We start from the raw sequence: 22,846 nt of genomic DNA on the forward strand, positions 1-22,846 counted from the left end.
CCTTTATTGCTTAGGCATATTATTGCCCATGTGTGCGCCAATCGTTGATTGGCGCGCTTTTATTTTTGTCGGAGTGGCTTTGGAATGATGCGGCAGTACGAGCTCGTGGAGCGGGTTCAGCAATACAAGCCCGATGCCAATGAAGCACTGCTGAACAAGGCCTATGTTTACGCCATGCAGAAACATGGCCAGCAGAAACGCGCGAGCGGCGACCCGTATATTTCCCATCCGCTCGAGGTCGCCGCCATCCTGACCGATATGCATCTCGATGAATCGACGATCGCGGTTGCCCTTCTGCACGATACGATCGAGGATACGACGGCGACGCGCGCCGAGATCGACGAACTCTTTGGTGAGGATATCGGCCGCCTGGTCGAGGGGCTGACGAAGATAAAGAAGCTCGATCTCGTCACCAAGAAGGCCAAGCAGGCGGAGAACCTGCGCAAGCTTCTGCTCGCCATATCAGATGACGTGCGGGTGCTGCTCGTTAAGCTCGCCGACCGCCTGCACAATATGCGCACCCTCGATCACATGTCGGCCGATAAGCGTGCCCGCATCTCCGAGGAGACGATGGAAATCTATGCGCCGCTCGCCGGCCGCATGGGCATGCAGGACATGCGCGAGGAACTCGAGGAGCTTTCCTTCCGGCACATGAACCCGGAGGCCTACGAGACCGTCACGAAAAGGCTGGAAGAGCTCTCCAAGCGCAACGAAGGCATCGTTAAGAAGATCGAGGCCGAATTGCGCGACCTGCTGGTCGCAAGCGGCCTGACGAGCGCCTATGTCAAGGGCCGGCAGAAGAAGCCCTATTCGGTCTTTCGCAAGATGCAGTCGAAGTCGCTTTCCTTCGAACAGCTTTCCGATGTCTACGGCTTCCGTCTGATCGTCGAGGACATCCCGTCCTGTTACCGGGCGCTCGGCATCGTCCACACGCGCTGGCGCGTGGTGCCCGGCCGGTTCAAGGATTATATCTCGACGCCGAAGCAGAACGATTACCGTTCGCTCCACACCACCATCGTCGGCCCCTCCAGCCAGCGCATCGAGCTGCAGATCCGCACGAAGCGCATGCACGAAATCGCCGAGTTCGGCATCGCCGCCCACACGCTCTACAAGGACGGCGCCACCAATGCCGATGGCGACATTCTTTCGCGCGAATCCAATGCCTATTCCTGGCTGCGCCATACGATCGAGGCGCTCGCTGAAGGTGACAGCCCTGAGGAATTCCTTGAGCACACCAAGCTCGAACTCTTCCAGGATCAGGTCTTCTGCTTCACGCCGAAGGGCAAGCTGATTGCCCTGCCGCGTGGTGCCACCCCGATCGATTTCGCCTATGCGGTGCACACCAATATCGGCGACACGACGGTGGGCGCCAAGATCAACGGCCGCATCATGCCGCTGGTGACGCGGCTGGCAAATGGCGACGAGGTCGAGATCATCCGCTCCGGCGTGCAGGTTCCGCCGGCCGCCTGGGAGGAGATCGTCGTCACCGGCAAGGCGCGGGCGGCCATCCGCCGCGCCACCCGCATGGCGATCCGCAAGCAATATGCCGGCCTCGGCCACCGCATTCTCGAGCGCACCTTCAACCGGGCCGGCAAGATTTTCTCGCGGGAGGCGATGAAGCCGGCACTGCACCGCCTGGGCCAGAAGGATGTCGAGGATGCGATCGCCGCCGTCGGCCGCGGCGAGATGTCCTCACTCGACGTGCTGCGCGCCGTCTATCCTGACCACCAGGACGAGCGTGTCACCGTCAAGCCTTCCGGCGATGATGGCTGGTTCAATGTCCGCAGCGCCGCGGGCATGATCTTCAAGATTCCTGGCAAGGCCAAGGCAGGGGCCGAAGGTGCCCATTCGGAACTCGATGCCGATGTCGATGTCGGCCCGATCCGCGGTCTGTCCGGCAACGTCGACGTCAAGTTCGCCTCGACCGGCGCCGTGCCCGGCGACCGCATCGTCGGCATCATGGATCAGAGCAAGTGCATCACCATCTATCCGATCCAGTCGCCGAGCCTGCAGCGTTTCGACGATCAGCCCGATCGCTGGATCGACGTGCGCTGGGATCTCGACGAGGCCAACAAATCGCGTTTCATGGCGCGTATCATGGTGAATGCGTTGAATGAGCCCGGCACGCTTGCCAAGGTCGCCCAGACCGTCGCCGGGCTCGACGTCAATATTCGCATGCTGAATACTGTGCGTGTGGCCGCCGATTTCACCGAGATGATGCTCGAAGTCGAGGTGTGGGACCTGCGGCAACTCAACCAGCTGCTCGCCCAGATGAAGGAACTGGATTGCATCGCCACGGTCCGACGACTCTATGAGTAGGCTTTTGTTAAGCCTGCCATGGGCCTGATCGACAAAAATGCACATTTTATGATCGGTTTATAATTGTGACGGCGCAGCAATAAGGCAAGGAATGCGCTGAGTGCATAGCTGTGTCCATGTTGCGGCGGTGGTAATTAACCTCCGGCACGACTATCTTCTGGTCATCGAAAACGCAAACAGAAGATGAGACAAGGTAATGTTTGATCCTATCAGGAAAATTGCTCGCGCCTTTCGCGCTCCGACCACACAGGAACGTGAAATTGCCTATCTGAACGGCTCGCTGGATCGTATCGATCTCGAGTTTCGTCAGCGTCAGGTCGATCGCGGTCTGTTCCGCAATCGCTGATACCGCCTTTATACTTGGTCGAGTGAGGGACGTTACGTATAGCGAGCGCCCCTCGGTATGAAGACGCTCCTTTGCAAGAAAGATGAGGGGGCTGTTTCGGGCGGTACCATTTGCCGCTCTTGTCATGGTCCGGTGCACTGCACTAAATAGCGGCCATGTTGTTTCGCCGTCGCAAGCCTGCTGGTTTCAAGGAAAAGATGCGGGAGCTTCTATGGCCCCGAAAAGGTTTCCTTCGCCCGATCCGTTACCTGACAATGCGCATCCTGCGCCTGAGCGCTTCGCCGCATGCGGTTGCGGCCGGCGTCGCCGCGGGGGTCTTCGTTTCGTGGACGCCGTTCATTGGCGTGCATTTCGTCATGGCTTTCGTCATCACCTATTTCCTCTCCGGCAATATGGTGGCCGCGGCTCTCGGCTGCGCCGCCTTCGGCAATCCGCTGACCTATCCATTCATTTGGGGTATCACCTGGGAGATCGGCCATCTGCTGTTGAGCCGTGAGGATCATCTGGCCGGTCAGGCGGTGGATCTCGCCGCGCTCTTTCACAAGCTGAACTTCACCGAATTGTGGAGGCCGGTGCTGGAGCCGATGCTGATCGGTGCCATTCCGCCGGGAACCGTGACCGCCGTTGCGCTCTATGCGCTGACGTTCTACACCGTCAAGGGTTTTCAGGCGCGCCGCCGCACGCGGCTGATGGAGCGGGCGCGCCTGCGCCTGGCGGGTCCGACCGGCGACATGCCGAGCGTATGAACCGGTGCAGAATTCTTAGGCGACGGAAGGTTCCGGCATGATCATCGGCATTGGCAGCGATCTGATCGACATTCGTCGTGTCGAGAAATCGATCGAGCGCTTCGGTGAGCGCTTCACCCATCGCTGCTTCACCGAGATCGAGCGTGCCCGTTCCGACCACCGGGCAAACCGCGCCGCATCTTATGCCAAGCGTTTCGCCGCCAAGGAGGCCTGTTCCAAGGCGCTCGGCACCGGCATAGCCCAGGGCGTCTTCTGGAAGGATATGGGCGTCGTCAACCTGCCGAGCGGCAAGCCGACCATGCAGTTGACCGGTGCCGCCGCCGTACTCCTCAAGTCGATGCTGCCCGCGGGCCATCGGCCCGCCATTCATTTGACAATAACCGATGATTATCCGTTGGCGCAGGCCTTCGTCATCATCGAGGCGTTGCCCGAGAGCCTCTGATCGTGACCTCGGGAGCGTTGATCGCGACCTCGGTAGCGTTGATCGCGACCTCTCGTCGCTTTTCATGTTGTCGCCATTGCCGCAACCGGCCGAAGCCGCTAGAGAGAACGGCAGAAAGAATTGCGCCTTTACGGCGTCTTGAAGGAATGAGACTGCGTGTCCGAAAAAGTCGATACCAAGCCGAACGCCCTCTGGGAAAATATCAAGGTCATCATTCAGGCGCTGATTCTGGCGATGGTGATCCGAACCGTGCTGTTCCAGCCCTTTACCATTCCGTCCGGTTCAATGATGCCGACGCTGCTCGTCGGCGATTATATCTTCGTCAATAAGTTCGCTTACGGCTATTCGAAGTATTCGCTGCCCTTCTCGCCTGATCTCTTCAGCGGCCGCATCTTCGGCTCGGATCCGAAGCGCGGCGAAATCGTCGTCTTCCGCTTCCCGCCGAATCCCGATGTCGATTATATCAAGCGCTGCATCGGCCTGCCCGGCGATCATATCCAGGTCACCGACGGCGTCCTCTACGTCAACGGCAAGCCTGTTCCGAAGGTGGCGGATGGCAGCTTCACCTCGGACTACAAGCTCGATCCGGGCGAGGACGTGCCGGTATTCCGCGAAACGCTTGATAACGGCAAGACCTACGACACGCTCGACCAGTCGCCGGTGTCGCGCGGCGATAACACCCGCGAATTCATCGTGCCGGAAGGCCATTATTTCATGATGGGCGACAACCGCGACAACTCGCTCGACAGCCGCTTCGACGTCGGCTTCGTGCCGGCTGAAAATCTTGTCGGTCGCGCCAGTGTGATCTTCTTCTCGCTCGGCAACGACACGTCTTTCCGCGAAATCTGGAAGTGGCCGACCAACATGCGCTGGGACCGCCTTTTCAAGGTCGTTGAATGAGCAAGGCGCAGACGCTTTCTGCGGCGGACCGCGCAAAGCTCGAAAGCCTGATCGGCCATGACTTCGCCGAAAAGGCACGCCTGGACCGGGCGCTGACCCATGCCAGCGCGCGTACGGAAAAGGGCGGCAACTACGAACGGCTGGAGTTTCTCGGCGACAGGGTCCTCGGGCTCTGCATCGCCGAGCTTCTGTTCCGCACCTTCGGCACGGCGGGTGAAGGCGAGCTCTCGGTTCGTCTCAACCAGCTCGTCAGCGCCGAAACCTGCGCCGCGGTGGCCGACGAACTCAATCTCCACCTTTATATCCGCACCGGCGCCGATGTGAAGAAATTGACCGGCAAGCGCATGATGAACGTGCGCGCCGATGTCGTCGAGAGCCTGATCGCCGCGATCTATCTCGATGGTGGTCTCGAAGTCGCCCGGCGGTTCATCCTGCGCTATTGGCAGGGCAGGGCGGTCAGGGCCGACGGCGCCAAGCGCGACGCCAAGACCGAGCTGCAGGAATGGTCACACGCGAAATTCGGCGTCACGCCGATCTACCGGGTTGATGAACGCAGCGGACCGGATCATGATCCGCGTTTCAAGGTGACGGTGGAAGTTGCTGGCATAAGGCCGGAAACCGGCGTAGAGCGGTCGAAGCGTGCCGCCGAACAGGTTGCGGCGACCAAGATGCTCGAGCGTGAAGGCATTTGGCAGCAATCGTCTGCCGGAAACTGACGGGACAATGACACAAGAAGAAGATATCGCGGCCGACGCTGCTGCAGAAAGCCATGGCCCGACGCATTCGGGCTTTGTCGCGCTGATCGGGCCGACCAATGCCGGCAAGTCGACACTGGTGAACCGCCTCGTCGGCGCCAAGGTCTCGATCGTCAGTCACAAGGTGCAGACGACGCGCGCGATTGTCCGCGGCATTGCCATTCACGACAATGCCCAGATCGTCTTCATGGATACGCCCGGCATCTTCAAGCCGCGCCGTCGGCTCGACCGGGCCATGGTAACCTCTGCCTGGGGCGGCGCCAAGGATGCCGATCTGATCATGCTGCTGATCGACAGCGAGCGCGGTTTGCGCGGTGACGCCGAAGCCATCCTCGAGGGCCTGAAGGAAGTTCAGCAGCCGAAGATCCTGGTGCTCAACAAGATCGACCGCGTCAACCGCGAGGATCTGCTGGCGCTGGCCGCAAGCGCCAACGAGAAGGTCGCTTTCGAGCGCACTTTCATGATCTCGGCCGAAACCGGTTCAGGATGCGACGACGTCATGGACTATCTGGCAAGCACCCTGCCGGAGGGGCCGTGGTACTATCCGGAAGACCAGATCTCCGATCTTCCCATGCGTCAGCTCGCCGCCGAGATTACCCGCGAAAAGCTGTTCCTGCGCCTGCACCAGGAGCTTCCCTACTCCTCGCATGTCGAAACGGAAAAGTGGGAGGAGCGCAAGGACGGCTCGGTGCGCATCGAGCAGGTGATCTATGTCGAGCGTGACAGCCAGAAGAAGATCGCCCTCGGCAAAGGTGGCGAAACCATCAAGGCAATCTCGACCGCCTCCCGTAAGGAATTGTCGGAAATATTGGAGCAGCCGGTCCATCTCTTCCTGTTCGTCAAGGTTCGCGAAAACTGGGGAGATGATCCCGAGCGGTTCCGCGAAATGGGTCTCGAATTCCCCAAATAAGGATGGCAACGATTTTACCGGGCGACCTCCAGTCCCTTGTTTCTTAGGAAAAAATCCGTGTCGTTGCGGAACGAATCCGAGCCTTGCGCATTCCTCGGTTGACGGCGCGCGCCGGACGCGTCGTCGTTTGCGCGACTGCAGGGCAGGCATGGCAACGTCGAAACGCATCCATTCTTTCAAAACTCCTTGCGAGCTATGTCCATTGCGGCCTCTGCCGCACTTCAGGGAGTTTAGCCGCGACGAGCTGGAATTCGTTTCGCGTTTCAAGCGCGGCGAACTTGCCGTCGATGCCGGCTCCACCATCCTCGTCGAAGGCGCCCACAGCGCTCATCTTTTCACCGTGCTGTCCGGTTGGGGCTTCCGCTATAAGATGCTGGAGGACGGTCGCCGGCAGATTCTGAATTACATCATGCCTGGTGACCTGATCGGTCTGCAGGGAACGATCGCCGGCGAAATGCAGCATTCCATTGAAGCGCTTTCACCCGTTTCCCTTTGTGTCTTCGAGCGTGATCGTTTGATGACGCTCTACAACAAACATCCTTCGCTCGCCTTCGACATTACCTGGATTGCCGCGCGCGAAGAACGAATACTGGATGAGCATCTCCTGAGCATCGGTCGCCGCACTGCATTGGAAAGAGCGGCCTATCTGATCGCTTTCCTGTATGAGCGCGGCAGGAAGCTCGATCTCTTCAACGGCCGCAAATTCATCCCCATCACTCAACAGCATATCGCCGACACTCTCGGTCTTTCCATCGTTCACACCAACAAGACCCTGAGAAAGCTTGGAGAACGTGGTCTGATCCGCTGGCAGGAACGCGGCTGCGAAGTTCAAAACGGTGAGGAGTTGATGGCGATCGCCGGCTGGGAGGGGCTTGGAGAGGGCAAGCGTCCCTTCATTTAGCAGAAGCGTCTATGTCTTTTTTAAATGCAGTTTAGCATTTGAGAAAATAAGGTCGGTCGTCATCTTTCCTCCGATTTTGATTCTTATCGACCGGGCAGAAAAATGGTTTATTCAGAACTGGTGGCGGAATTCACCGATAGCGTGCCATGCGGGGCACCGGAGGGCAATGATGTTGGCGAAACGACCGGGGCGCTGCGAAAGGCGCACCACGAGGGGCATGGAATCATGAACGCGTTGCGTGTTTTGGTTCTCGAGGACAGTCTGATCATTGCGATGGAGGCGGAGGATATCCTGCGGCTGGCCGGCGTCGAGAGCATCGATATCGTCGGCAGTCTCGAACAGGCGAGAGCTGCCATCGCCGCGGAGAAATACGATTTCGCCCTTCTCGACGTCAACCTGGGCGAGGGTACGAGTTTCGGATTTGCCCGTCATCTCCTCGATGTCGGCATCCCCTTCGGTTTCGTTAGCGGCTATTCCGACATACGGGACTTCCCGTGCGACCTTCAGCACATACCGCTCCTGGTGAAGCCGTTCGACGAAAAGGCAATGAGCGACTTCCTGCAGAGGCTTCTGCAGGCTGCGGGCTGACGCGGTCCATGACAAATGCCAGACCTGCTTGAGCACTCTCGATCGACATCGTGCTCTTCTGATATCGATTCCGATTTTCGGTCCGATCGGCTAAGATGAGCCAATCGGCCGCAGGGACTTTTTTATGCAGTGGCAGGACCACGCAATCATTCTGGGCGTCAAACGCCACGGCGAGACGAGCGTCATCGCCGAGGTGATGACGCGCGGTCGTGGTCGTCATCTCGGCCTGGTGCGTTCCGGCCGTTCGCGCGCCATGCAGCCGGTGCTGCAGCCGGGCAATGCCGTCGAGGTCGTCTGGCGCGCCCGGCTCGACGAACATCTCGGCGAATTCCGCGTCGAGCCTGTGACGCTGCGCGCCGCCCGTCTGATGGAAACGGCGACCGCCGTCTACGGCGTCCAGGCGATGGGCGCTCTGCTGCGGCTGCTGCCGGAGCGAGACCCGCATCCGCACCTGTTCGACGCGCTGCAGGTGATCCTCGATCACCTGCATAACCCGGCCGATGCCGGTGAGCTTTTCGTACGTTTCGAACTGGCGGTGCTGAACGATCTCGGCTTCGGTCTCGATCTTGCCGAATGCGCGGCGACGGGCGCCCGCTCCGATCTCGCCTATGTCTCGCCGAAATCCGGCCGCGCCGTCAGTCGTAGCGCCGGCGCGCCGTGGGCCGACAAGATGCTGATCCTGCCGCCCTTCCTCGGCGTCGAAGGCAATCACGCGGCGGACTTCGACAGCCTTGCAGCCGCGTTCCGTCTGACCGGGTTCTTCCTGCATCGCCATGTTTACGAGCCGCGCGGCATCGAGGCTGCGGCAGCCCGTGACGGTTTCGTGCGGGCCGCGCTCAGGGCGCTTGATCCAGCCTCGCGGACGCTTTCCGGTCCGAACGGCGTCCCCGCCTGACCTGGTTTTTTACTGCTGCAAAACATTCTCCGGATTTGGCGGTTTACCCGCCGATGGGCGGCACCTATTTCTTGAAAAATGCCAATCAAGGAGGATCCCATGCTGACCAAGACCGCATCACCGACGACGATTACGCTCTGGAACGGCCGTGAAATTCCGCGCCTCGGCATGGGATGCTGGGCAATCGGCGGCCCTTTCTACGCCGGTGACACGCCGCTTGGCTGGGGCGAAGTCGACGACAATGAATCCGTCGAAGCGATCAATCGCGCTATCGCCCTCGGCATCCGCTTCTTCGACACCGCCTCGAACTACGGCGCCGGCCATTCGGAAGAGGTGCTCGGCCGGGCGGTCGGCAATCGTGACGATATCATCGTCGCCACCAAATTCGGCTTCGCGACCGATCCGGAGACGAAGCAGGCAATCGGCGCCTTCGCCGATGAGGCTTTCATTCGCCGCTCGGTCGAGACATCGCTGCGCCGTCTCAAGCGCGACCGTCTTGATCTCCTGCAGTTTCACATCAATGACTTTCCGCTGGAAGAGTCGGTTGCCGTCTTCGATACGCTGGAGGCGCTGCGGACCGAAGGCAAGATCGACGCGTTCGGCTGGAGCACCGATTATCCCGATCGCGCCGCCCGCCATGCCGGCCGCGCCGGCTTTGTCTCGGTCCAGCATACGATGAACGTCTTCGATCCGGTGCCGGAGATGATCTCTGTGATCGAAGGGAAGGGCCTGATCTCCATCAATCGCGGTCCGCTGGCCATGGGGCTGCTCACCGGCAAGTTCACCGCCGATAAGGCAGTGGGCGCCAAGGATGTCCGCGGCGCGGCACTCCCCTGGATGGTCTATTTCAAGGACGGGCGCATGGCCCCGGAATTTGCCGCAAGGCTCGATGCCGTCCGCGATCTCCTGACGTCGGGCGGTCGCACGCTGACGCAGGGGGCGCTCGCCTGGCTCCTGGCGAGGTCGCCGCGCAATTTTCCCATTCCGGGCTTCCGCACCGTCGCCCAAGTCGAGGAAAATGCCGGTGCGCTGGAAAAGGGACCGCTCTCGGCCGAGATCATGGCCGCGATCGACGCCGCACTCGGACATGGGTGAGAGCCGGTGAAACTCTCCCCACGCTCCCTCATTCCTGTGACATCCCTCGGGTCAAGCCCGAGGACAGGAATGAGGGAGAATGTTGCGATATAAGGGACAAAGCGCCCTCAGCCCTTCCGCAATTCGACCTACCCTCATGCGCGAACCTTTATCGCCCAGCCCTCCGGTCGAGCCTCGATGATCCTCACCTCGTCGCCGATCGTAATCCGTCCGCTGCCGCGTGGCGTGACATTCCAGCCGAAGAGTGGCCCGGGCACACGCCGGTCGGCAGACATGCGGATGCGGCCCATGGCCGGCATCGGGTTCGGCCCCTCGCGTGAACCGGTCCACTGGTCCTGCGTGGTCATGATGCAGCGGGAGCAAGGTTTGACGAGATCGAAACGGACGCCTGATATTTCGATCGCCGCCCAGCGATCTTCCGGCCAGGCCTCATCGGTGTCGATGACGATGTTCGGACGGAAACGCTCCATGCCGACGCTGCCTTCGCCATGCGCGGCGAGATCGGCGTTCAGTGCCTTCAACGAGCCCGTCGTCGTTATCAGAGTCTGGTAGCCGTCGGTAAAGGTGACGGGCGAGCCTTCGCCGGCCCATTCGGCGCTCGCCGTCCGCCGTGCCTGCCCGTCGAAGAAGACCAGCCGCACCTCGCGACCAAGCCATTCGGAAATCTGCCTGTTGCTGTCGGGATCGGCGACGGCAGCGCTGACGGTCGATTTCCAAACGGTCACATCCATACGGAATCCAGGCCGAGGCGGCGGCACCGACAGTTCAATCTTTCCTTCCATCAGCAGCCGAAAGGTGCCTGGTTCCGCTCGTACTGCGATGCGCGCGAGATCCGGCATTTCGCGCTGAGTGATGAAGTGACCCTGCGGGTCGGTGATCATCACCCGCCGGTCGCCGGCAAGCCCATAGGCGTCGACCTCGGCGGCAGGCAATGCAATGCCGCGGGCGCTCTTGAGCGGGTAGATGAAGAGGTCGCTGATACGCATGCTGTTCTCCTGGATCTCGTTCCCTAAACTAGATCTCATCCATGAAGGCCGAAAGGAAGTCGCGCAGGCTCTTGTCGCGCGCGGCCGCGATCCGGCGGCCGGTCTCGGTCTGAAATCCTTCCGCCAGTTTGAACAGCTTCGTCTGGAAGTGGTCAATGGCATAGCGCTTGTCGTCGAGGGGCCGGTTCGCGCCCGCGGGGTCGAACGGATCGTAGAGCCCCGATCCCATTCGCCCGCCGATATAAAAGCAGCGTGCGACGCCGACCATGCCGATCGCGTCCAGCCGGTCGGCATCCTGCAGGATCTTCGCCTCGAGCGTCTGCGGCGCCACCGCGGAAAAACTATGAGCGGTGATGGCGTGGGCGGCGGCTTCGATATCCGCTTCGCTCCAGCCGAGTTCGGAAAGGATCACCGAAGCCTTTTCCGCCGCCAAGGCCGACGCTTTTGCCCGCAACGGTGAATTCTTCTCGACGGCGACGCAGTCGTGCAGCAGCACCGCGGCGGCAAGGATCCGTCCATCTCCGCCTTCTCCCGCATGGATGCGCATGGCGTTCCTGAAGACGCGCAGGATATGGGCAAGATCGTGTGAGCCGTCGTCGCCTTCGGCCGCGTGTGCGATCAGCGCCGCTGCGAGCGTTTCATGAGGGGAGAAGGCTTCGGCCTCGAACATTGCGCCACCTCTTGTCGGAAGGAAAAACGTCGAAGAGCGCCGGCCGAAAGCGAAGGGAGCTTCACAGGAAGCAACTCCGCTACGAAACCCAGGGATCTCGAAGCCGGTTTGTAGCGGCTTAACGTGCGAGTCGCAATCGAAGGAGGTCAGCGCTCGAGCGTCGGAAAAGCTGTCGCGCCGCCGCTCTTGGGCGGCAGGCAGAGAAGATGGGGCACGTCACGGACCGGGCGCGGCGGACTGATGTGATAGCCCTGGATCTCGTCGCATTCCTCGCATTCGAGCAGCGCCAACTGGGCGGCCGTCTCGACACCTTCGACAGTGACGCGCATGCCGAGCGCATCACCGAGCAGGATGATTGCGCGCATGATCGCATGCGCCTCCTTATTGTCGACGATGTCGTTGACGAAGGATTTGTCGATTTTGATCTTGTCGAAGGGGAAGCTCGAGAGATAGCTCAGAGAGGAATATCCGGTGCCGAAATCATCCATCGAGATGCGGATGCCGCTGTCCCTCAGGGCATGCAGAATCGGCAGCACCTCGCTGAGGTTCTCCATCAGCACGCTCTCGGTGATTTCCAGTTCGAGCCGCGATGGCGACAGCCCGGCGGCGGCAAGCGCTTCGCTGACGTCCTGCATCAGGTTGCCGCTGCGGAACTGGATCGCCGAAACATTGACTGCGACCTTGATGCTCTCCGGCCATTGGGCCGCATCCCTGCAGGCCCGGCGCAAAACCCAGCGGCCGATATCGACGACAAGGCCGACCTCCTCGGCAAGCGGAATGAAATCCATCGGCGGCACGCGGCCTCGCACCGGATGGTTCCAGCGGATCAATGCTTCGAAACCGCAGGTTCGCCGCTCGGCAAGATCGTAGAGCGGCTGGTAATGCAATTCGAATTCCTCATTCTCGACCGCGGCTCGTAGATCTGCCTCCAGCGCATGGCGCAACTGCATCTGCGCTTCCATTTCTCCGGTGAAGAAGCGCTCGCGTTTGCGTCCGTCCGCCTTGGCATGCGACAGCGCCACGCCGGCATTTTTCAACAGGATATCGGTTTCCCCGCCGTTCTCGGGAGCGATCGCAATACCCATGGAGACGCTGAGCGTCACCCGTTTCTCGCCGTTCAGAAATGGCTCGGAAAGCTCGCGGCGGATCTGGTCGGCCAGCGCCGTCGCGTTTCTAGGCTGCTGCTTGCCCGTCTGCAGGATGGCGAACTCGTCCGAACCAAGGCGCGCCAGCATGTTTTCCGACCCGGCCGAGGCTCGGATCCGCTCCGCGACCTGCTGCAGGATCTTGTCGCCGACCGACACCCCGATCGTGTTGTTGATCGATTTGAACCGGTCGAGATTGAGATGGATGAGGGCGATCTGCTCGTGCGGCTTGCGCTCGGCGAGCGTCGCATCGACCTGCTCGCGGAAATACATCCGATTGGGAAGACCGGTCAGGGGATCGTGATGGGCGAGATAGGTGATGCGCTGGGCCGCCTTTCGATCCTCGGTGATATCAGCATGAATGGCGATGCTGCTGCCGTCGGAGAGGATGGTCACCACGCTCTGAATGATGCGGCCATCATGCATCTGCCATTCGCGCCGGCGGATGCTGCTGCTTCCTGTCTTGGCGAGAGAAGGTCGTGCTGTCTGCCGGACGGGTTTGGAGGCAGTGCGTTCGTTGCCGCGCATTTTGCCGATGAGTTCGGCGATCGTCGCGCCCGCGGCGACGTCTTCCGGTGTCAGGCCGAAGAGGTGAGGAAAGCGGAGATTGTAAAGCGTCAGCCGCTGGCCGGCATCGAAAACGCTGAGGCCGAGCGGCAGGTTATTCAGGACGATCTCGAAGAGTTTTTTCTGTCCGTCGAACGCTTGACTGAGCGCCGATAGATTCCCTTTCAGCGTCTGGTTTTCCCTCAGAAGCGTTTCCGCGCTTCTCTCGATTGCCTCATAATCGCTTTCATAACTGTGATACGTTGCGATCACCAGCTCCATCAGACGCTGCGCGTCGATTGATCCGTCGGCCATGACAGCCTCCGTACATTGCCGCCAGAAGAGCGCTTCAGCCTTCATGGAAAAGCATCTTGGCTGACGGCAATAGCAAAAGCCGTCATCGTCTGATGGACGTGCCTCAAAATATTGGACATGAAAACCTTTCTGAGAGAAACCATTGAAATTAATTTTTATGAGTGACGTATGGGGTAATGCCTGATGACTATTTTGAAGCGGGCGGATTAATATTCGGTTGCAGTGCAGCAGAGTTGCACGTCGTCAGACAGGTTGCTTTCTATATTGAAAATTACTGAAATACCAAGGCGGGCAGCGGCGGAAACCCGGTCCGAGCACGCTCCGTTAATTTCTGTCAACCATTGTTAATGAGAAGTTAACAACTTATTGACGCACTGCGCAAATCAGTTTAACCACCGAGTCAACAGTGATTTCCCACCTCGTATTGCGTACAAACACCACCGGTAAAAGGCGGTGAATGGAGGTTTGTATGACCCGCACCACATCCGTTTCAGACACTTCATATGCGTATCTTGCGACGCTTTCGCGGCTTGATCTAAACGGCGACGGCGTATTGAGCCGCGGCGAGCGTGCCGCCGATGAGAAGCCAGGCATCATCAAGGAACTCCTGGAGGAAGACATGGGCAGCGAGACTCAGCCCAAATTTTCCGGCAGCCTGATTGCGCTGATGATGGATACCCACGATAGCGGCACGACAAGCAGCATCGCCGTGCCCTATCCGCTGCAGCAGAGCGCGTCTGCGACCGGCAGCCAATCCGACGATCTCTATCGCAACACCTACGGCCAGTTCGATTTCGACGCCGTCGCCTGACGATATCATCATTCACGTGATCTGAAGCCGGCCCTTTGGCCGGCTTTTCTCTTTGGATGCTCCCCAGAGGAACAGCTTTCGGACTGAGACGTTCAGAAGGACAACCGGACGGAAGGAGATCTCCATGAAAGCCATGCGCATCATCGCCGCCCTGAGCCTGTCCGCCCTTGCCTTGCCGGCAAGCGCCCAGGATAAGCAGACGGCAGTCGCCAATTTCGTCGGCAAGGACGGTAAGGAAAACGGTCGGGCGCAATTGACGGCTGCCGCTAATGGCGGCGTCCTGATCGAAGTGGAGATATCGGGGCTGCCGGCGAATAAATGGGTGGCCTTTCATGTTCATGAAACCGGCCGCTGCGACGCGGCGGCCCATTACGAGTCGGCAGGCGGCCATTTCAACCCGGGCTCGGCCGAGCACGGCATCCTCGCCGCCAAGGGGCCGCATGCCGGCGACATGCCCAACCAGTATGTCGGCCAGGACGGCGTGCTCAGAGCCCAGATCTTCGATGGCATGGTCACGCTCGACGGCAAGAAAGATGGCATTCGCGGCCGCGCATTGATGGTGCACGCCAATTCGGATGATTATCGCAGCCAGCCTTCCGGTGACGCCGGGGAAAGACTTGCCTGCGGAGTGGTCCAATAGGTCGACGATGGCCCCCGCGCTGCAATGTTTCACTGCCGTGTCGGCTTTTCCCTCGCGGTCCCGTTGGACCTTTCTCCCAGGGCGGAATTTCCACCGTCCCGCACAGCGGCCGGATCGCCCTTTTCGTCGAAGGCAAGTTTTACTCGCTTCACCATGTCGCGGCTGACCTGCCACCAGTCACCGGTCTTTGCCCAGTAGCGCAGCGTTAGCGATATCGTGCTGTCACCCAGGGTGTCGATGAAAACGCTGGGTGCCGGTGACTGCAGCACCCTTGGGTTGCCTTTGGCAATGCCCATCAACGTCTCCATCGCCAGATCGAGGTCATCCTCACGAGAAATGCTGATTTTCAGGTCGTTCTGCCGCGTAGGTTCACGGCTGAAGTTGGTGATCGGCGTGTTCCACAGCGTTGAATTTGGCGCCAGGCGATAGAGCCCGTCGCCGGTTCTGAGTTCTGTCGCAAACAATCCGACCTCGCGCACCGTGCCGGCGACGCTGCTGGTTTCGATATATTCGCCGACCCGGAACGGCCTGAGGATCAGGAGCATGATGCCGGCCGCGATATTCTGCAGTGTCCCTTGCAGCGCCAGCCCGATCGCCAGGCCGGCTGCGCCGAGGGCGGCGATGATCGATGCGGTCTGGACGCCGAATTGGCCGAGCACGGTGATGAACACCAGAATCAGCAGCGCATAACGCACCACATTGGTGAAGAAGCGCGCCAGTGTCTCGTCGATGCCATGGATGCGCGACAGGCCCTCAAAGGCCCAGCGGCTGACAAAGCCGGCCAACGTCCAGGCGATGACGAGCAGGATCAACGCCCCGAGGACGGAGAAGGAATATTGGACTGCAAGCGCGCTTGCCTGGCTGAGTGCCGTGCGGGTGGCGAGGAGGACATCGGCTGCTTGCTGTTCCATGATCAGGCCCTGTGGCTATTGCGGGGTCGAGGCCAAAATGGAGCAGGCGGCAGCAGCGTCAACCGCAGGCGTCGTCGCGGAGCCCAAGCAGGAAGGGCGCATTGCCGTCGGCATCGGCGCCGCGCCCGATTGCCTTTACGGCCGCAGCCAGCCGGCCGCCGCGGCCAAGCAATGTGTCGCCGATCTCGATCAGCCGGGCGTTCGGCGTCGCGAAAGGCGAGGCGGCGCGCAACCGACGGGCAAGCCCTCCCTCGTCCTGATCCGGCGCGATCGATAGCGCTGCGATGAGTGCGGCGGCCGGCGATCGCGACACGCCCATCCAGCAATGGATGAGCAGCGGTGTCTCCTGTCGCCACGATGCAGCGAACTCGATGATCGCCTGCACATGGGTTTCGTCAGGCGCCACCAGACCGCCCGTGCCCTTAAAGGTGATGTCGTTTATCGAAAGCGTCAGGTGACGATCGGGCGCGATCACACCCGGCCGATGAAAGCTCTGTTCTTTGGCGATCAGGCTGATCATGTCGCGCGCCTTGTGGCGCACCGCCATTTCGGCGATGCGTGACAGCGGCGAGACGACGATGAAGCTCACGATACTATCCCACGCTCGGCTTCAATCGCCGCAAAGCGTTGACAGAACAACCGCTGTGCTTCAAGCGCCGGCAAGGGTTCGATCAGCAACATCTCCTTGCTGATGCCGCGCGGCTGGCCGAAGAATTTCTGCGCCTCGGCCGGCGTGAAGCCGGCAAGTACCGTCGCCTCGAAATAGGCCGCGATCGTGTCGGCCCTCTTGATACGGTCCTTGAGATCGCGCGATGGATGAGGCGGCAGGCCGAAGCGCAGGTGCACGGCGGCCTCCAGCCGCATTTCCACCGCCTTATAGCCGCCGCCGACCACGGATTTGAACGGCGAGATCATGTCGCCGATCACATATTCGGGCGCGTCATGGAGCAGCGCCATCAGACATTCCTCCGGCCGCGCATTGTTGGAGCGGCGGAAAATATCTTCGACGACGAGGCTGTGCTGCGCCACCGAAAAGGCATGATCGCCTGATGTCTGACCGTTCCAGCGTGCCACGCGCGCGAGACCATGGGCGATATCGGCGAGTTCGACATCGAGCGGGGAGGGGTCGAGCAGGTCGAGCCTGCGCCCCGACAGCATGCGTTGCCAGGCACGCGGAGCTTTGGCCGTCACGCGCTGGCCTCGTCGGCGCTGGTGGGGAAGACAAGGCCGGACCATTGCGGCAGGGCGAGAGAAACCGGCGTTTGGCCGGCCAGCAGCGGCGTGCCTTCCGCCATCGCAGCACCGGCGCGGTCGATTCGCACGATCGCAAGCCCGCTGCCGCCTTCGACCGAACCGAGTGTCCCCACAGGCTTGCCCGCGGCGGTGATCTCTGTGCCCGCTTGAGGCAAGGCCGTTGCGGCGGACACGGTGACGACGCGCCGGCGCGCGGTGCCGCGGTGCTGCATGCGCGAGACGACCTCCTGGCCGACATAGCAGCCTTTCTTGAAGGAGAGGCCGTCGTTCAGATCCATCAGCACGTCATGCGGGAAGGCATCCTGCAAGGCGAAGTCCAATCCGGAGGTGACAATACCGTGGCGGATGCGCAGCGCCTCGTAGAGCGCGGGCGCGTCATCGCCATGCCTTCCTGCCCGGCGGCTGAGCAGGACACCCGCCTTGGCGAAGCGGCTGTCTCGGGCACCCCCGATGCGATCGGCATCCTCGCCCCAGCAAACGGTAATGCCATTCTCAGCAAGGGGCGTAAGTGTAATGGCGGCCCGCAGCCTGTACATCGTCAGGCGCTTCAGCAGCCCGTCGTTCTGGTCGGCATCCGTTTCGATCAGGTAGCCGTCGCCGTCCTGCGAGACCATGAAGTCGAACAGGATCTTGCCCTGCGGCGTCAGCAGGGCTCCCGGGCGTGCCTCGTCGGGCGCCAGCGAGACGATATCGGTGGTGATCAGGTTCTGCAGGAAGGATTGGGCGTCCGCACCGCCGACGGAGAGCAGGGAGCGGTCTTTCAGGAATACGGCTGGCATGGCGGAACCTGTCGCGTTGGTCGTCGCTCAGAGGTATGACTTCGTGAAGTGGATCGCAAGCGCCATGCGACATACGGAAGACGCATGCGAGGCGGCGTCAGTCGCCCGCCGTGAAGAACTTCCACTTGCCGTCCGGCGTAATGCCGAGGCGGTAGAAATTATAGCCACCGAATTCCTGCATGTCGGAAAGGTCGCCGGCGGTCACGATGCGCAGCAACTCGACTCGCTCCGGCGGCGTCAGCGACTTCAGATCCTTCTCGGCGAAATAGGGCCAGACATACATGTCGTCTGATGTGCCCTGGCCGACATGGACGAAACCGGTCGAAACGATATCGAGCATGATGGCGAGAATTTCATCTCCGTCGGGATCGCCGGAGATGTCTTTCAGCGTGCCGATCGGGTCGTCGGTCGCTTCACCCACCGTCACCTGCGTCTGGTCTTTGCCGGTGCCCACCAGCGGCCGCAACCGTTCGAGATCGCCGGAGGCAGCGGCCTCGACGATCTGTTGGCGCATTTTGCGAACCGGCTCGGGCGCCTTGTTGATGTCGTAAATCACCTCGACCGGCTTGGATGCGTCCTGGGCGCCCGGCGTTTTGTCGACGCCCTGATTGTTCTGGCTGTTGACCAGCGGTTCGGCCATGGGAACGCCGGGAGTGGTGCCCTGAGTCTGGTTCTGCCCCTCAGCACTCCCCTGTGCCGGCGGCGCATCGCTGGGAGCCTGGCCGGGGATTTTGTGGAGTTCGGAAAGTGCGTAGGCCGAGGGCGCGAGGAGGACGTTGCCGGCGGCAAAGCTCAGCGCAAGCAGCACCGGCGCGAGCCGAATTCGCGAAACTTTCTCTTTACCGATGCGCATCGAACTCTCTGATAATAGTTATTGCAGGGTGCGGTTGGCGGAGAATTCGCCGGCAAGCATACGGTCGCGCAGCGAATCGAGCAGAGCTTCGGCGCTGTTTTCCCCGTGCAATCGGATGGTTTCGCGCAGGGCATGCGCGATGGCGGCATCAGCGATGATCTCCGGCTCGATTCCATCGGCCATGCCGTCGGCCCAAGCCTCGTTCTGGTACTCCAGAGCCGCCTGCATCTTTTCGTGGACGATCATGTCGTCGATGTCGTTGAGGCTTGCTTCCATTGTCTTTTCCTCAGAACTTCTCATGTCTTACTGCACCGTTAATAACACTAGCAGCCTTTTCCCAAAACGACACGTCCGCATGCGAAAACAGGTTAATTAAACGTCAATTTCCAAAGCGCGAGGTAATTTCTGTGGCGAGTGTTGCACCTTCGTTACGGTAGCGCTCTTCTGCCACGATGGCCGCCGGGGTGCAATCCGTATAGACGGAAGCGAAGGCCCGGTAGCCGCGATTGAAGGCGGCGGTGAGCTTTTCCTTGCGTTGCGGCTCGTTGCCTGTCTCCGAATCGAGCAGCTGCTTCATGCCTTCCCGCCACTCATCCCCGCCCGGCGCTTTGCAAAGCGTTCTCAGATAATGCACCGAACCCAGCACTTCGGCGAGCCGCGCCAGCTTGTCGTCATAGGGCACGGTCGCGACCGGCGGCGCAATCTCCTCCTGCACAGACGCCGTATTCTTGCCCTGAGCCATGGCGGGGCCGGCAAGCACGAGCAGGGACAGGACAACGCGTCGAACGGGAATCATGCTGCCAGTTGATACTTTGAGCGTGACGGCAACAAGGCGCGCCTGAACGTTTCCACTTCTATTCACCGCCCGCCAGCCGTTCCGCGCATTCGAGCACGCTTTGCGGCACAGGCAGCCGCCGGATCTCCTCCACCGTATACCAGCCGAGCGCCGCCGCATCGTCGGCGGCTTCTGCCACCATTTCCCGGTCGGCGTCGACGCAAAAGACCGACAGGAAGAAATGGCTCCTGATGCTGCCATCCGGACCATGCGTCTTCAGGTCATAGGTCGAAAACAGCCGCGGATTATGCGCCGAGATGCCGGTTTCCTCGCGGAACTCCCGCAGCGCCGTCTGCTCCGGCGTTTCGCCCGGTTCGGCGCGGCCGCCGGGAAAGGCATACATGTCGGCAGAGGGCGGGTTGCGCCGCAACACCAGAAGGAATCGCCCGTCGCGTTCGAGAATGGCGGAGGAGGCGGCTTTGGCGGTGGAGGTCATGGCTGCTCTTGCTGTGACGGCTATTCGATCCGACGGGCTGATGATTGCGGGCCGCGGCAGCGGGCCTGCCCGATTTTCGTGTGGGATAGCTCCCGAGACAAGTCCCAAAATCCGCGCAGCGGCTCCCGAGATAACGACATCTGTGCAACAAGGAGTCAAAATATTCGAAAGGGCTTTGCGTGAGCTATCTCATTTACGCCTTTGCCGCCGTTTTCGAGATCGTCGGCTGTTTCGCCTTCTGGGTGTGGCTGAAGCTTGAAAAGCCCATCTGGTGGCTGGCGCCGGGCATGATCTCGCTCGCGCTTTTCGCCTGGCTTCTGACGCTGGTGCCGAGCGAGGCCGCCGGTCGAACCTTCGCAGCCTATGGCGGCATCTACATTCTTGCCTCGCTGTTCTGGCTGTGGCTGATCGAAGGCCGTGTGCCCGATCGTTATGATATCGGCGGCGGACTGATCTGCCTTGCCGGGGCGAGCGTCATCCTCTTTGCGCCGCGAGCCTGAATCACGTCACGCAAAGCATGCAGTGCGCCTTGACCGGACTCGGACCGGGTGCAAAGACAGGCCGATGTGTGGACGTTTCGCCCTGACAAGTTCCAGCGCCGACCTGCGCAACTTCTTCTCCGGTCTCGATCTCGACGATTTCCCGGCGCGCTACAACATCGCCCCGACGCAGCCGATCCTCGTCGTCATCGCAGGCGAGGGCAGGGAGCGGGGCAGCAACCTGCCCGACCGGCGCGCCGTGCTCGTGCGCTGGGGCTTCACGCCGGGCTGGGTCAAGGACCCGAAGGATTTCCCGCTGCTGATCAATGCACGCGCCGAGACGGCGATCGGCAAGGCTTCGTTTCGGGCGGCGATGCGTCATCGCCGTGTGCTGATTCCGGCCTCAGGTTTTTACGAATGGCATCGCCCGTCAAAGGAGAGCGGCGGCAAGCCGCAAGCCTATTGGATCAGGCCGCGCCAGGACGGGGTCGTCGCCTTCGCCGGACTGATGGAGACATGGTCCTCGGCCGACGGTTCGGAGGTCGATACCGGTGCGATCCTGACGACGTCAGCCAATGCGGGCATCTCCGCGATCCACGATCGCATGCCTGTCGTCATAAAGCCGGAGGACTTCTCGCGCTGGCTCGATTGCAAGACGCAGGAACCACGCGAGGTGGTCGACCTGATGCAGCCTGCTCAGGGTGCTTTCTTCGAGGCCATACCGATTTCCGACAAGGTCAACAAGGTTGCCAATATGGGACCGGACCTGCAGGAGCCGGTCGTCATCGAAAGACCGCTCGAGGCGCCTGCGAAACAAAAGCCGGATCACGGCCAGCTCAGCTTTTTCTAAAAACGGGATCGGCCGCTTCCGGCACGGCCGCCTGTTCGGCTCAGCTGCGATGCTGAAGGCATGTCACGAGAGCCATGCCGCAGTCTCGGGATGACGGCATGCCGGAAACCGGATGGCTACTGTTCGAAGCTCGGCGCTTCAAGCGGATTTCTTGACACTGTCCGGCTTGTTCTTTGCCATCAGCGATGCCGCGGCAACGGCCTTCAAGCCGACCGGGCGATAGTTGGCGGCGAGGTCTGGCTTGGCCGCCTGTTGTTCGCCGGTACTGCTCTTCTTCGAAGTCACGATACTCTCCTTGCGTGTTGCTTCCCTGGGTATTTTGTATTTTTGCTTTTCGTCGGAAATAGCGACAAAACGGCGGCGTCGCTTATCAGGATTTGTGAACGCCCACCATAATTCGCGAGGCTTAACTGAAGCCTACGTTGGTTAATACTTACTGAAGGGAGCGGTTCCAAAAAAAACGCAAAGCGGTTTTCCCCGGGAAAACGCGTGGGCATATATTCGGGAGGTGACAACAGGGAGAGAAGCAATTCCGTGGCCCGGGAGAATCCGGGAGCGCGCGGAGGTCAGATGTGCCGGCCAATATCGTCGTCGCCGACGCCGGGTTCCTCGATCGTCAGCGTCCCATATTTGCGCCGCCATCTGCGTGCGCCGAAGGGAAGGGAGACGAGATAGGCGGCAACGGTAAAGACCATCACCTCCCAGGTGTAGCTCATCAGCAGAGCCACATAGAGCACGACGCCGAGCATCATCGGCAGCACCAGATCGCGCCGCAAGCGGTTGCCTTCCGATTTGCCCGACCAGACCGGCAGCCGGCTGATCAGCAGGAAGGCGATGGCGACCGTATAGACCGAAGAGAGATAGGCGAAGGTGCGGTCCGTCGCCAGACCGAGGAAGCCGAGATAGACCGGCAGCAGCACCAGCATGGCGCCGGCCGGCGCTGGCACTCCGACGAAATACTCCGATTGCCAGCTCGCCTTGTTTTCGCGCTCGGCCATGACGTTGAAGCGGGCAAGGCGAAGCCCGGCGGCGATCGCATAGATCAAGGCGGCGATCCAGCCGAGCGAACGAGCCTGATCGAGGGCAAAAACGTAGACGACGAGCGCGGGCGCGACGCCGAAATTGACGATATCGGCAAGCGAATCCATCTGCGCGCCGAACTTCGAAGTCGCCTTCATCAGCCGCGCTACGCGCCCGTCGATGCCATCGAGGAAGGCGGCGAGCAGCACCATCGCGACGGCGAGCTCGTAACGGTTCTCGAAAGCGAGCCGGATGCCGGTCAGCCCGGCGCAGATCGCCAGAATGGTGATGAGGTTCGGAAAGACGAGGCGGAACGGAATCTCGCGCAGGCGTGGGCCGCGGGCGGAATCATCCGGCCCGTTTGGTTCGAAAGGCGGAAAGGGTGTTTCCATGTCGCGTTCCAATCGTTCCTAGAGCAA

At 60.9% G+C, this 22,846-nt stretch carries 28 protein-coding genes; 15 read left to right on the top strand and 13 right to left on the bottom strand.

Annotation, left to right across the window (positions count from 1 at the left end):
* Positions 1-84: 84 nt before the first annotated feature.
* From Tal182_RS07590 to Tal182_RS07640, 11 genes are all read left to right on the top strand, one after another.
* Positions 85-2,319 (top strand): bifunctional (p)ppGpp synthetase/guanosine-3',5'-bis(diphosphate) 3'-pyrophosphohydrolase, encoded by a 2,235-nt coding sequence (locus Tal182_RS07590; RefSeq protein ID WP_020920869.1) that lies wholly within the window; start codon positions 85-87, stop codon positions 2,317-2,319.
* Between the two features lie 196 nt (positions 2,320-2,515).
* Positions 2,516-2,665: a DUF3563 family protein gene (locus Tal182_RS07595; RefSeq protein WP_011424721.1), complete on the top strand. Its 150-nt coding sequence runs from the start codon at positions 2,516-2,518 to the stop codon at positions 2,663-2,665.
* A 155-nt stretch (positions 2,666-2,820) separates the two neighbouring features.
* Complete coding sequence (locus Tal182_RS07600; protein ID WP_085859041.1) at positions 2,821-3,411, top strand: DUF2062 domain-containing protein; 591 nt, start codon at positions 2,821-2,823, stop codon at positions 3,409-3,411.
* A gap of 37 nt (positions 3,412-3,448) precedes the next feature.
* Entirely contained in the window at positions 3,449-3,853 is a 405-nt protein-coding gene (acpS, locus tag Tal182_RS07605) for a holo-ACP synthase (RefSeq protein WP_085859043.1), read from the top strand.
* Positions 3,854-4,009: 156 nt separating this feature from the next.
* Positions 4,010-4,753, top strand: a complete 744-nt coding sequence (gene lepB, locus Tal182_RS07610; protein WP_085859045.1) for a signal peptidase I — start codon at positions 4,010-4,012, stop codon at positions 4,751-4,753.
* Positions 4,750-5,469: a ribonuclease III gene (gene rnc / locus Tal182_RS07615; protein ID WP_064801525.1), complete on the top strand. Its 720-nt coding sequence runs from the start codon at positions 4,750-4,752 to the stop codon at positions 5,467-5,469. Before lepB ends, rnc begins: the two co-directional genes overlap by 4 nt.
* A 7-nt stretch (positions 5,470-5,476) precedes the next feature.
* Positions 5,477-6,418 (top strand): GTPase Era, encoded by a 942-nt coding sequence (gene era / locus Tal182_RS07620; protein ID WP_064810005.1) that lies wholly within the window; start codon positions 5,477-5,479, stop codon positions 6,416-6,418.
* A 148-nt stretch (positions 6,419-6,566) separates the two neighbouring features.
* On the top strand, positions 6,567-7,319 hold the full coding sequence (locus tag Tal182_RS07625; RefSeq protein ID WP_064810006.1) for a Crp/Fnr family transcriptional regulator: 753 nt from the start codon (positions 6,567-6,569) through the stop codon (positions 7,317-7,319).
* A gap of 102 nt (positions 7,320-7,421) precedes the next feature.
* Positions 7,422-7,907 (top strand): response regulator, encoded by a 486-nt coding sequence (locus Tal182_RS07630; protein WP_064801528.1) that lies wholly within the window; start codon positions 7,422-7,424, stop codon positions 7,905-7,907.
* Between the two features lie 124 nt (positions 7,908-8,031).
* Positions 8,032-8,802: a DNA repair protein RecO gene (gene recO / locus Tal182_RS07635; RefSeq protein ID WP_085859047.1), complete on the top strand. Its 771-nt coding sequence runs from the start codon at positions 8,032-8,034 to the stop codon at positions 8,800-8,802.
* A gap of 99 nt (positions 8,803-8,901) precedes the next feature.
* Positions 8,902-9,897, top strand: coding sequence for an aldo/keto reductase (locus Tal182_RS07640; protein WP_085860880.1), 996 nt, complete (start codon positions 8,902-8,904; stop codon positions 9,895-9,897).
* Between the two features lie 134 nt (positions 9,898-10,031).
* Here Tal182_RS07640 and Tal182_RS07645 read toward each other — a convergent pair whose 3' ends face one another.
* From Tal182_RS07645 to Tal182_RS07655, 3 genes are all read right to left on the bottom strand, one after another.
* Positions 10,032-10,883 (bottom strand): MOSC domain-containing protein, encoded by an 852-nt coding sequence (locus Tal182_RS07645; RefSeq protein ID WP_085859049.1) that lies wholly within the window; start codon positions 10,881-10,883, stop codon positions 10,032-10,034.
* 28 nt (positions 10,884-10,911) lie between these two features.
* A complete protein-coding gene (locus tag Tal182_RS07650; protein ID WP_085859050.1) occupies positions 10,912-11,553 on the bottom strand; it encodes an HD domain-containing protein in 642 nt (213 codons plus the stop codon).
* 146 nt (positions 11,554-11,699) lie between these two features.
* Positions 11,700-13,604, bottom strand: a complete 1,905-nt coding sequence (locus Tal182_RS07655) for an EAL domain-containing protein (RefSeq protein ID WP_085859052.1) — start codon at positions 13,602-13,604, stop codon at positions 11,700-11,702.
* Positions 13,605-14,028: 424 nt separating this feature from the next.
* Between Tal182_RS07655 and Tal182_RS07660 the strand changes: the two genes are divergently transcribed.
* On the top strand, positions 14,029-14,370 hold the full coding sequence (locus tag Tal182_RS07660) for a hypothetical protein (RefSeq protein ID WP_085777601.1): 342 nt from the start codon (positions 14,029-14,031) through the stop codon (positions 14,368-14,370).
* Positions 14,371-14,494: 124 nt separating this feature from the next.
* Entirely contained in the window at positions 14,495-15,010 is a 516-nt protein-coding gene (locus tag Tal182_RS07665) for a superoxide dismutase family protein (protein ID WP_085859053.1), read from the top strand.
* A 29-nt stretch (positions 15,011-15,039) separates the two neighbouring features.
* On the opposite strand, the gene Tal182_RS07670 is transcribed toward Tal182_RS07665, so the two are convergent.
* The 8 genes from Tal182_RS07670 to Tal182_RS07705 form a co-directional block, all read right to left on the bottom strand.
* The gene (locus Tal182_RS07670; RefSeq protein ID WP_085859055.1) at positions 15,040-15,921 is read right to left on the bottom strand and encodes a mechanosensitive ion channel domain-containing protein; all 882 of its coding nucleotides are present in this window, start codon (positions 15,919-15,921) and stop codon (positions 15,040-15,042) included.
* A 58-nt stretch (positions 15,922-15,979) separates the two neighbouring features.
* Entirely contained in the window at positions 15,980-16,510 is a 531-nt protein-coding gene (locus tag Tal182_RS07675; protein WP_085859057.1) for a tyrosine phosphatase family protein, read from the bottom strand.
* Positions 16,507-17,079 carry an HD family hydrolase gene (locus Tal182_RS07680; protein ID WP_085860881.1) on the bottom strand — a complete coding sequence of 191 codons (573 nt, stop codon included), beginning with the start codon at positions 17,077-17,079 and terminating at the stop codon, positions 16,507-16,509. The genes Tal182_RS07675 and Tal182_RS07680 overlap by 4 nt, the downstream gene beginning before the upstream one ends.
* Before the next feature lie 29 nt (positions 17,080-17,108).
* Positions 17,109-17,954 (bottom strand): folate-binding protein YgfZ, encoded by an 846-nt coding sequence (locus tag Tal182_RS07685; RefSeq protein WP_085859059.1) that lies wholly within the window; start codon positions 17,952-17,954, stop codon positions 17,109-17,111.
* A 97-nt stretch (positions 17,955-18,051) separates the two neighbouring features.
* Entirely contained in the window at positions 18,052-18,807 is a 756-nt protein-coding gene (locus Tal182_RS07690) for a hypothetical protein (RefSeq protein ID WP_064801546.1), read from the bottom strand.
* An 18-nt stretch (positions 18,808-18,825) separates the two neighbouring features.
* Complete coding sequence (locus Tal182_RS07695) at positions 18,826-19,083, bottom strand: hypothetical protein (protein ID WP_020920882.1); 258 nt, start codon at positions 19,081-19,083, stop codon at positions 18,826-18,828.
* Between the two features lie 103 nt (positions 19,084-19,186).
* Positions 19,187-19,603: a TIGR02301 family protein gene (locus tag Tal182_RS07700; RefSeq protein WP_064810014.1), complete on the bottom strand. Its 417-nt coding sequence runs from the start codon at positions 19,601-19,603 to the stop codon at positions 19,187-19,189.
* A gap of 58 nt (positions 19,604-19,661) precedes the next feature.
* On the bottom strand, positions 19,662-20,078 hold the full coding sequence (locus tag Tal182_RS07705) for an NUDIX domain-containing protein (protein ID WP_085859061.1): 417 nt from the start codon (positions 20,076-20,078) through the stop codon (positions 19,662-19,664).
* 179 nt (positions 20,079-20,257) lie between these two features.
* On the opposite strand from Tal182_RS07705, the gene Tal182_RS07710 reads away from it, so the two are divergent.
* Both Tal182_RS07710 and Tal182_RS07715 read left to right on the top strand, forming a co-directional pair.
* Positions 20,258-20,578, top strand: coding sequence for a YnfA family protein (locus tag Tal182_RS07710; RefSeq protein WP_085859063.1), 321 nt, complete (start codon positions 20,258-20,260; stop codon positions 20,576-20,578).
* 64 nt (positions 20,579-20,642) lie between these two features.
* Positions 20,643-21,407, top strand: coding sequence for an SOS response-associated peptidase (locus Tal182_RS07715; protein ID WP_085859065.1), 765 nt, complete (start codon positions 20,643-20,645; stop codon positions 21,405-21,407).
* A gap of 138 nt (positions 21,408-21,545) precedes the next feature.
* On the opposite strand, the gene Tal182_RS32170 is transcribed toward Tal182_RS07715, so the two are convergent.
* Positions 21,546-21,692, bottom strand: a complete 147-nt coding sequence (locus tag Tal182_RS32170) for a hypothetical protein (RefSeq protein ID WP_164517774.1) — start codon at positions 21,690-21,692, stop codon at positions 21,546-21,548.
* A 281-nt stretch (positions 21,693-21,973) separates the two neighbouring features.
* Complete coding sequence (gene pssA, locus Tal182_RS07720; protein ID WP_064801555.1) at positions 21,974-22,819, bottom strand: CDP-diacylglycerol--serine O-phosphatidyltransferase; 846 nt, start codon at positions 22,817-22,819, stop codon at positions 21,974-21,976.
* Positions 22,820-22,846 lie beyond the last annotated feature (27 nt).

The sequence above is a fragment of the Rhizobium sp. TAL182 genome, from assembly GCF_002117725.1.
Lineage (GTDB): Bacteria > Pseudomonadota > Alphaproteobacteria > Rhizobiales > Rhizobiaceae > Rhizobium > Rhizobium esperanzae.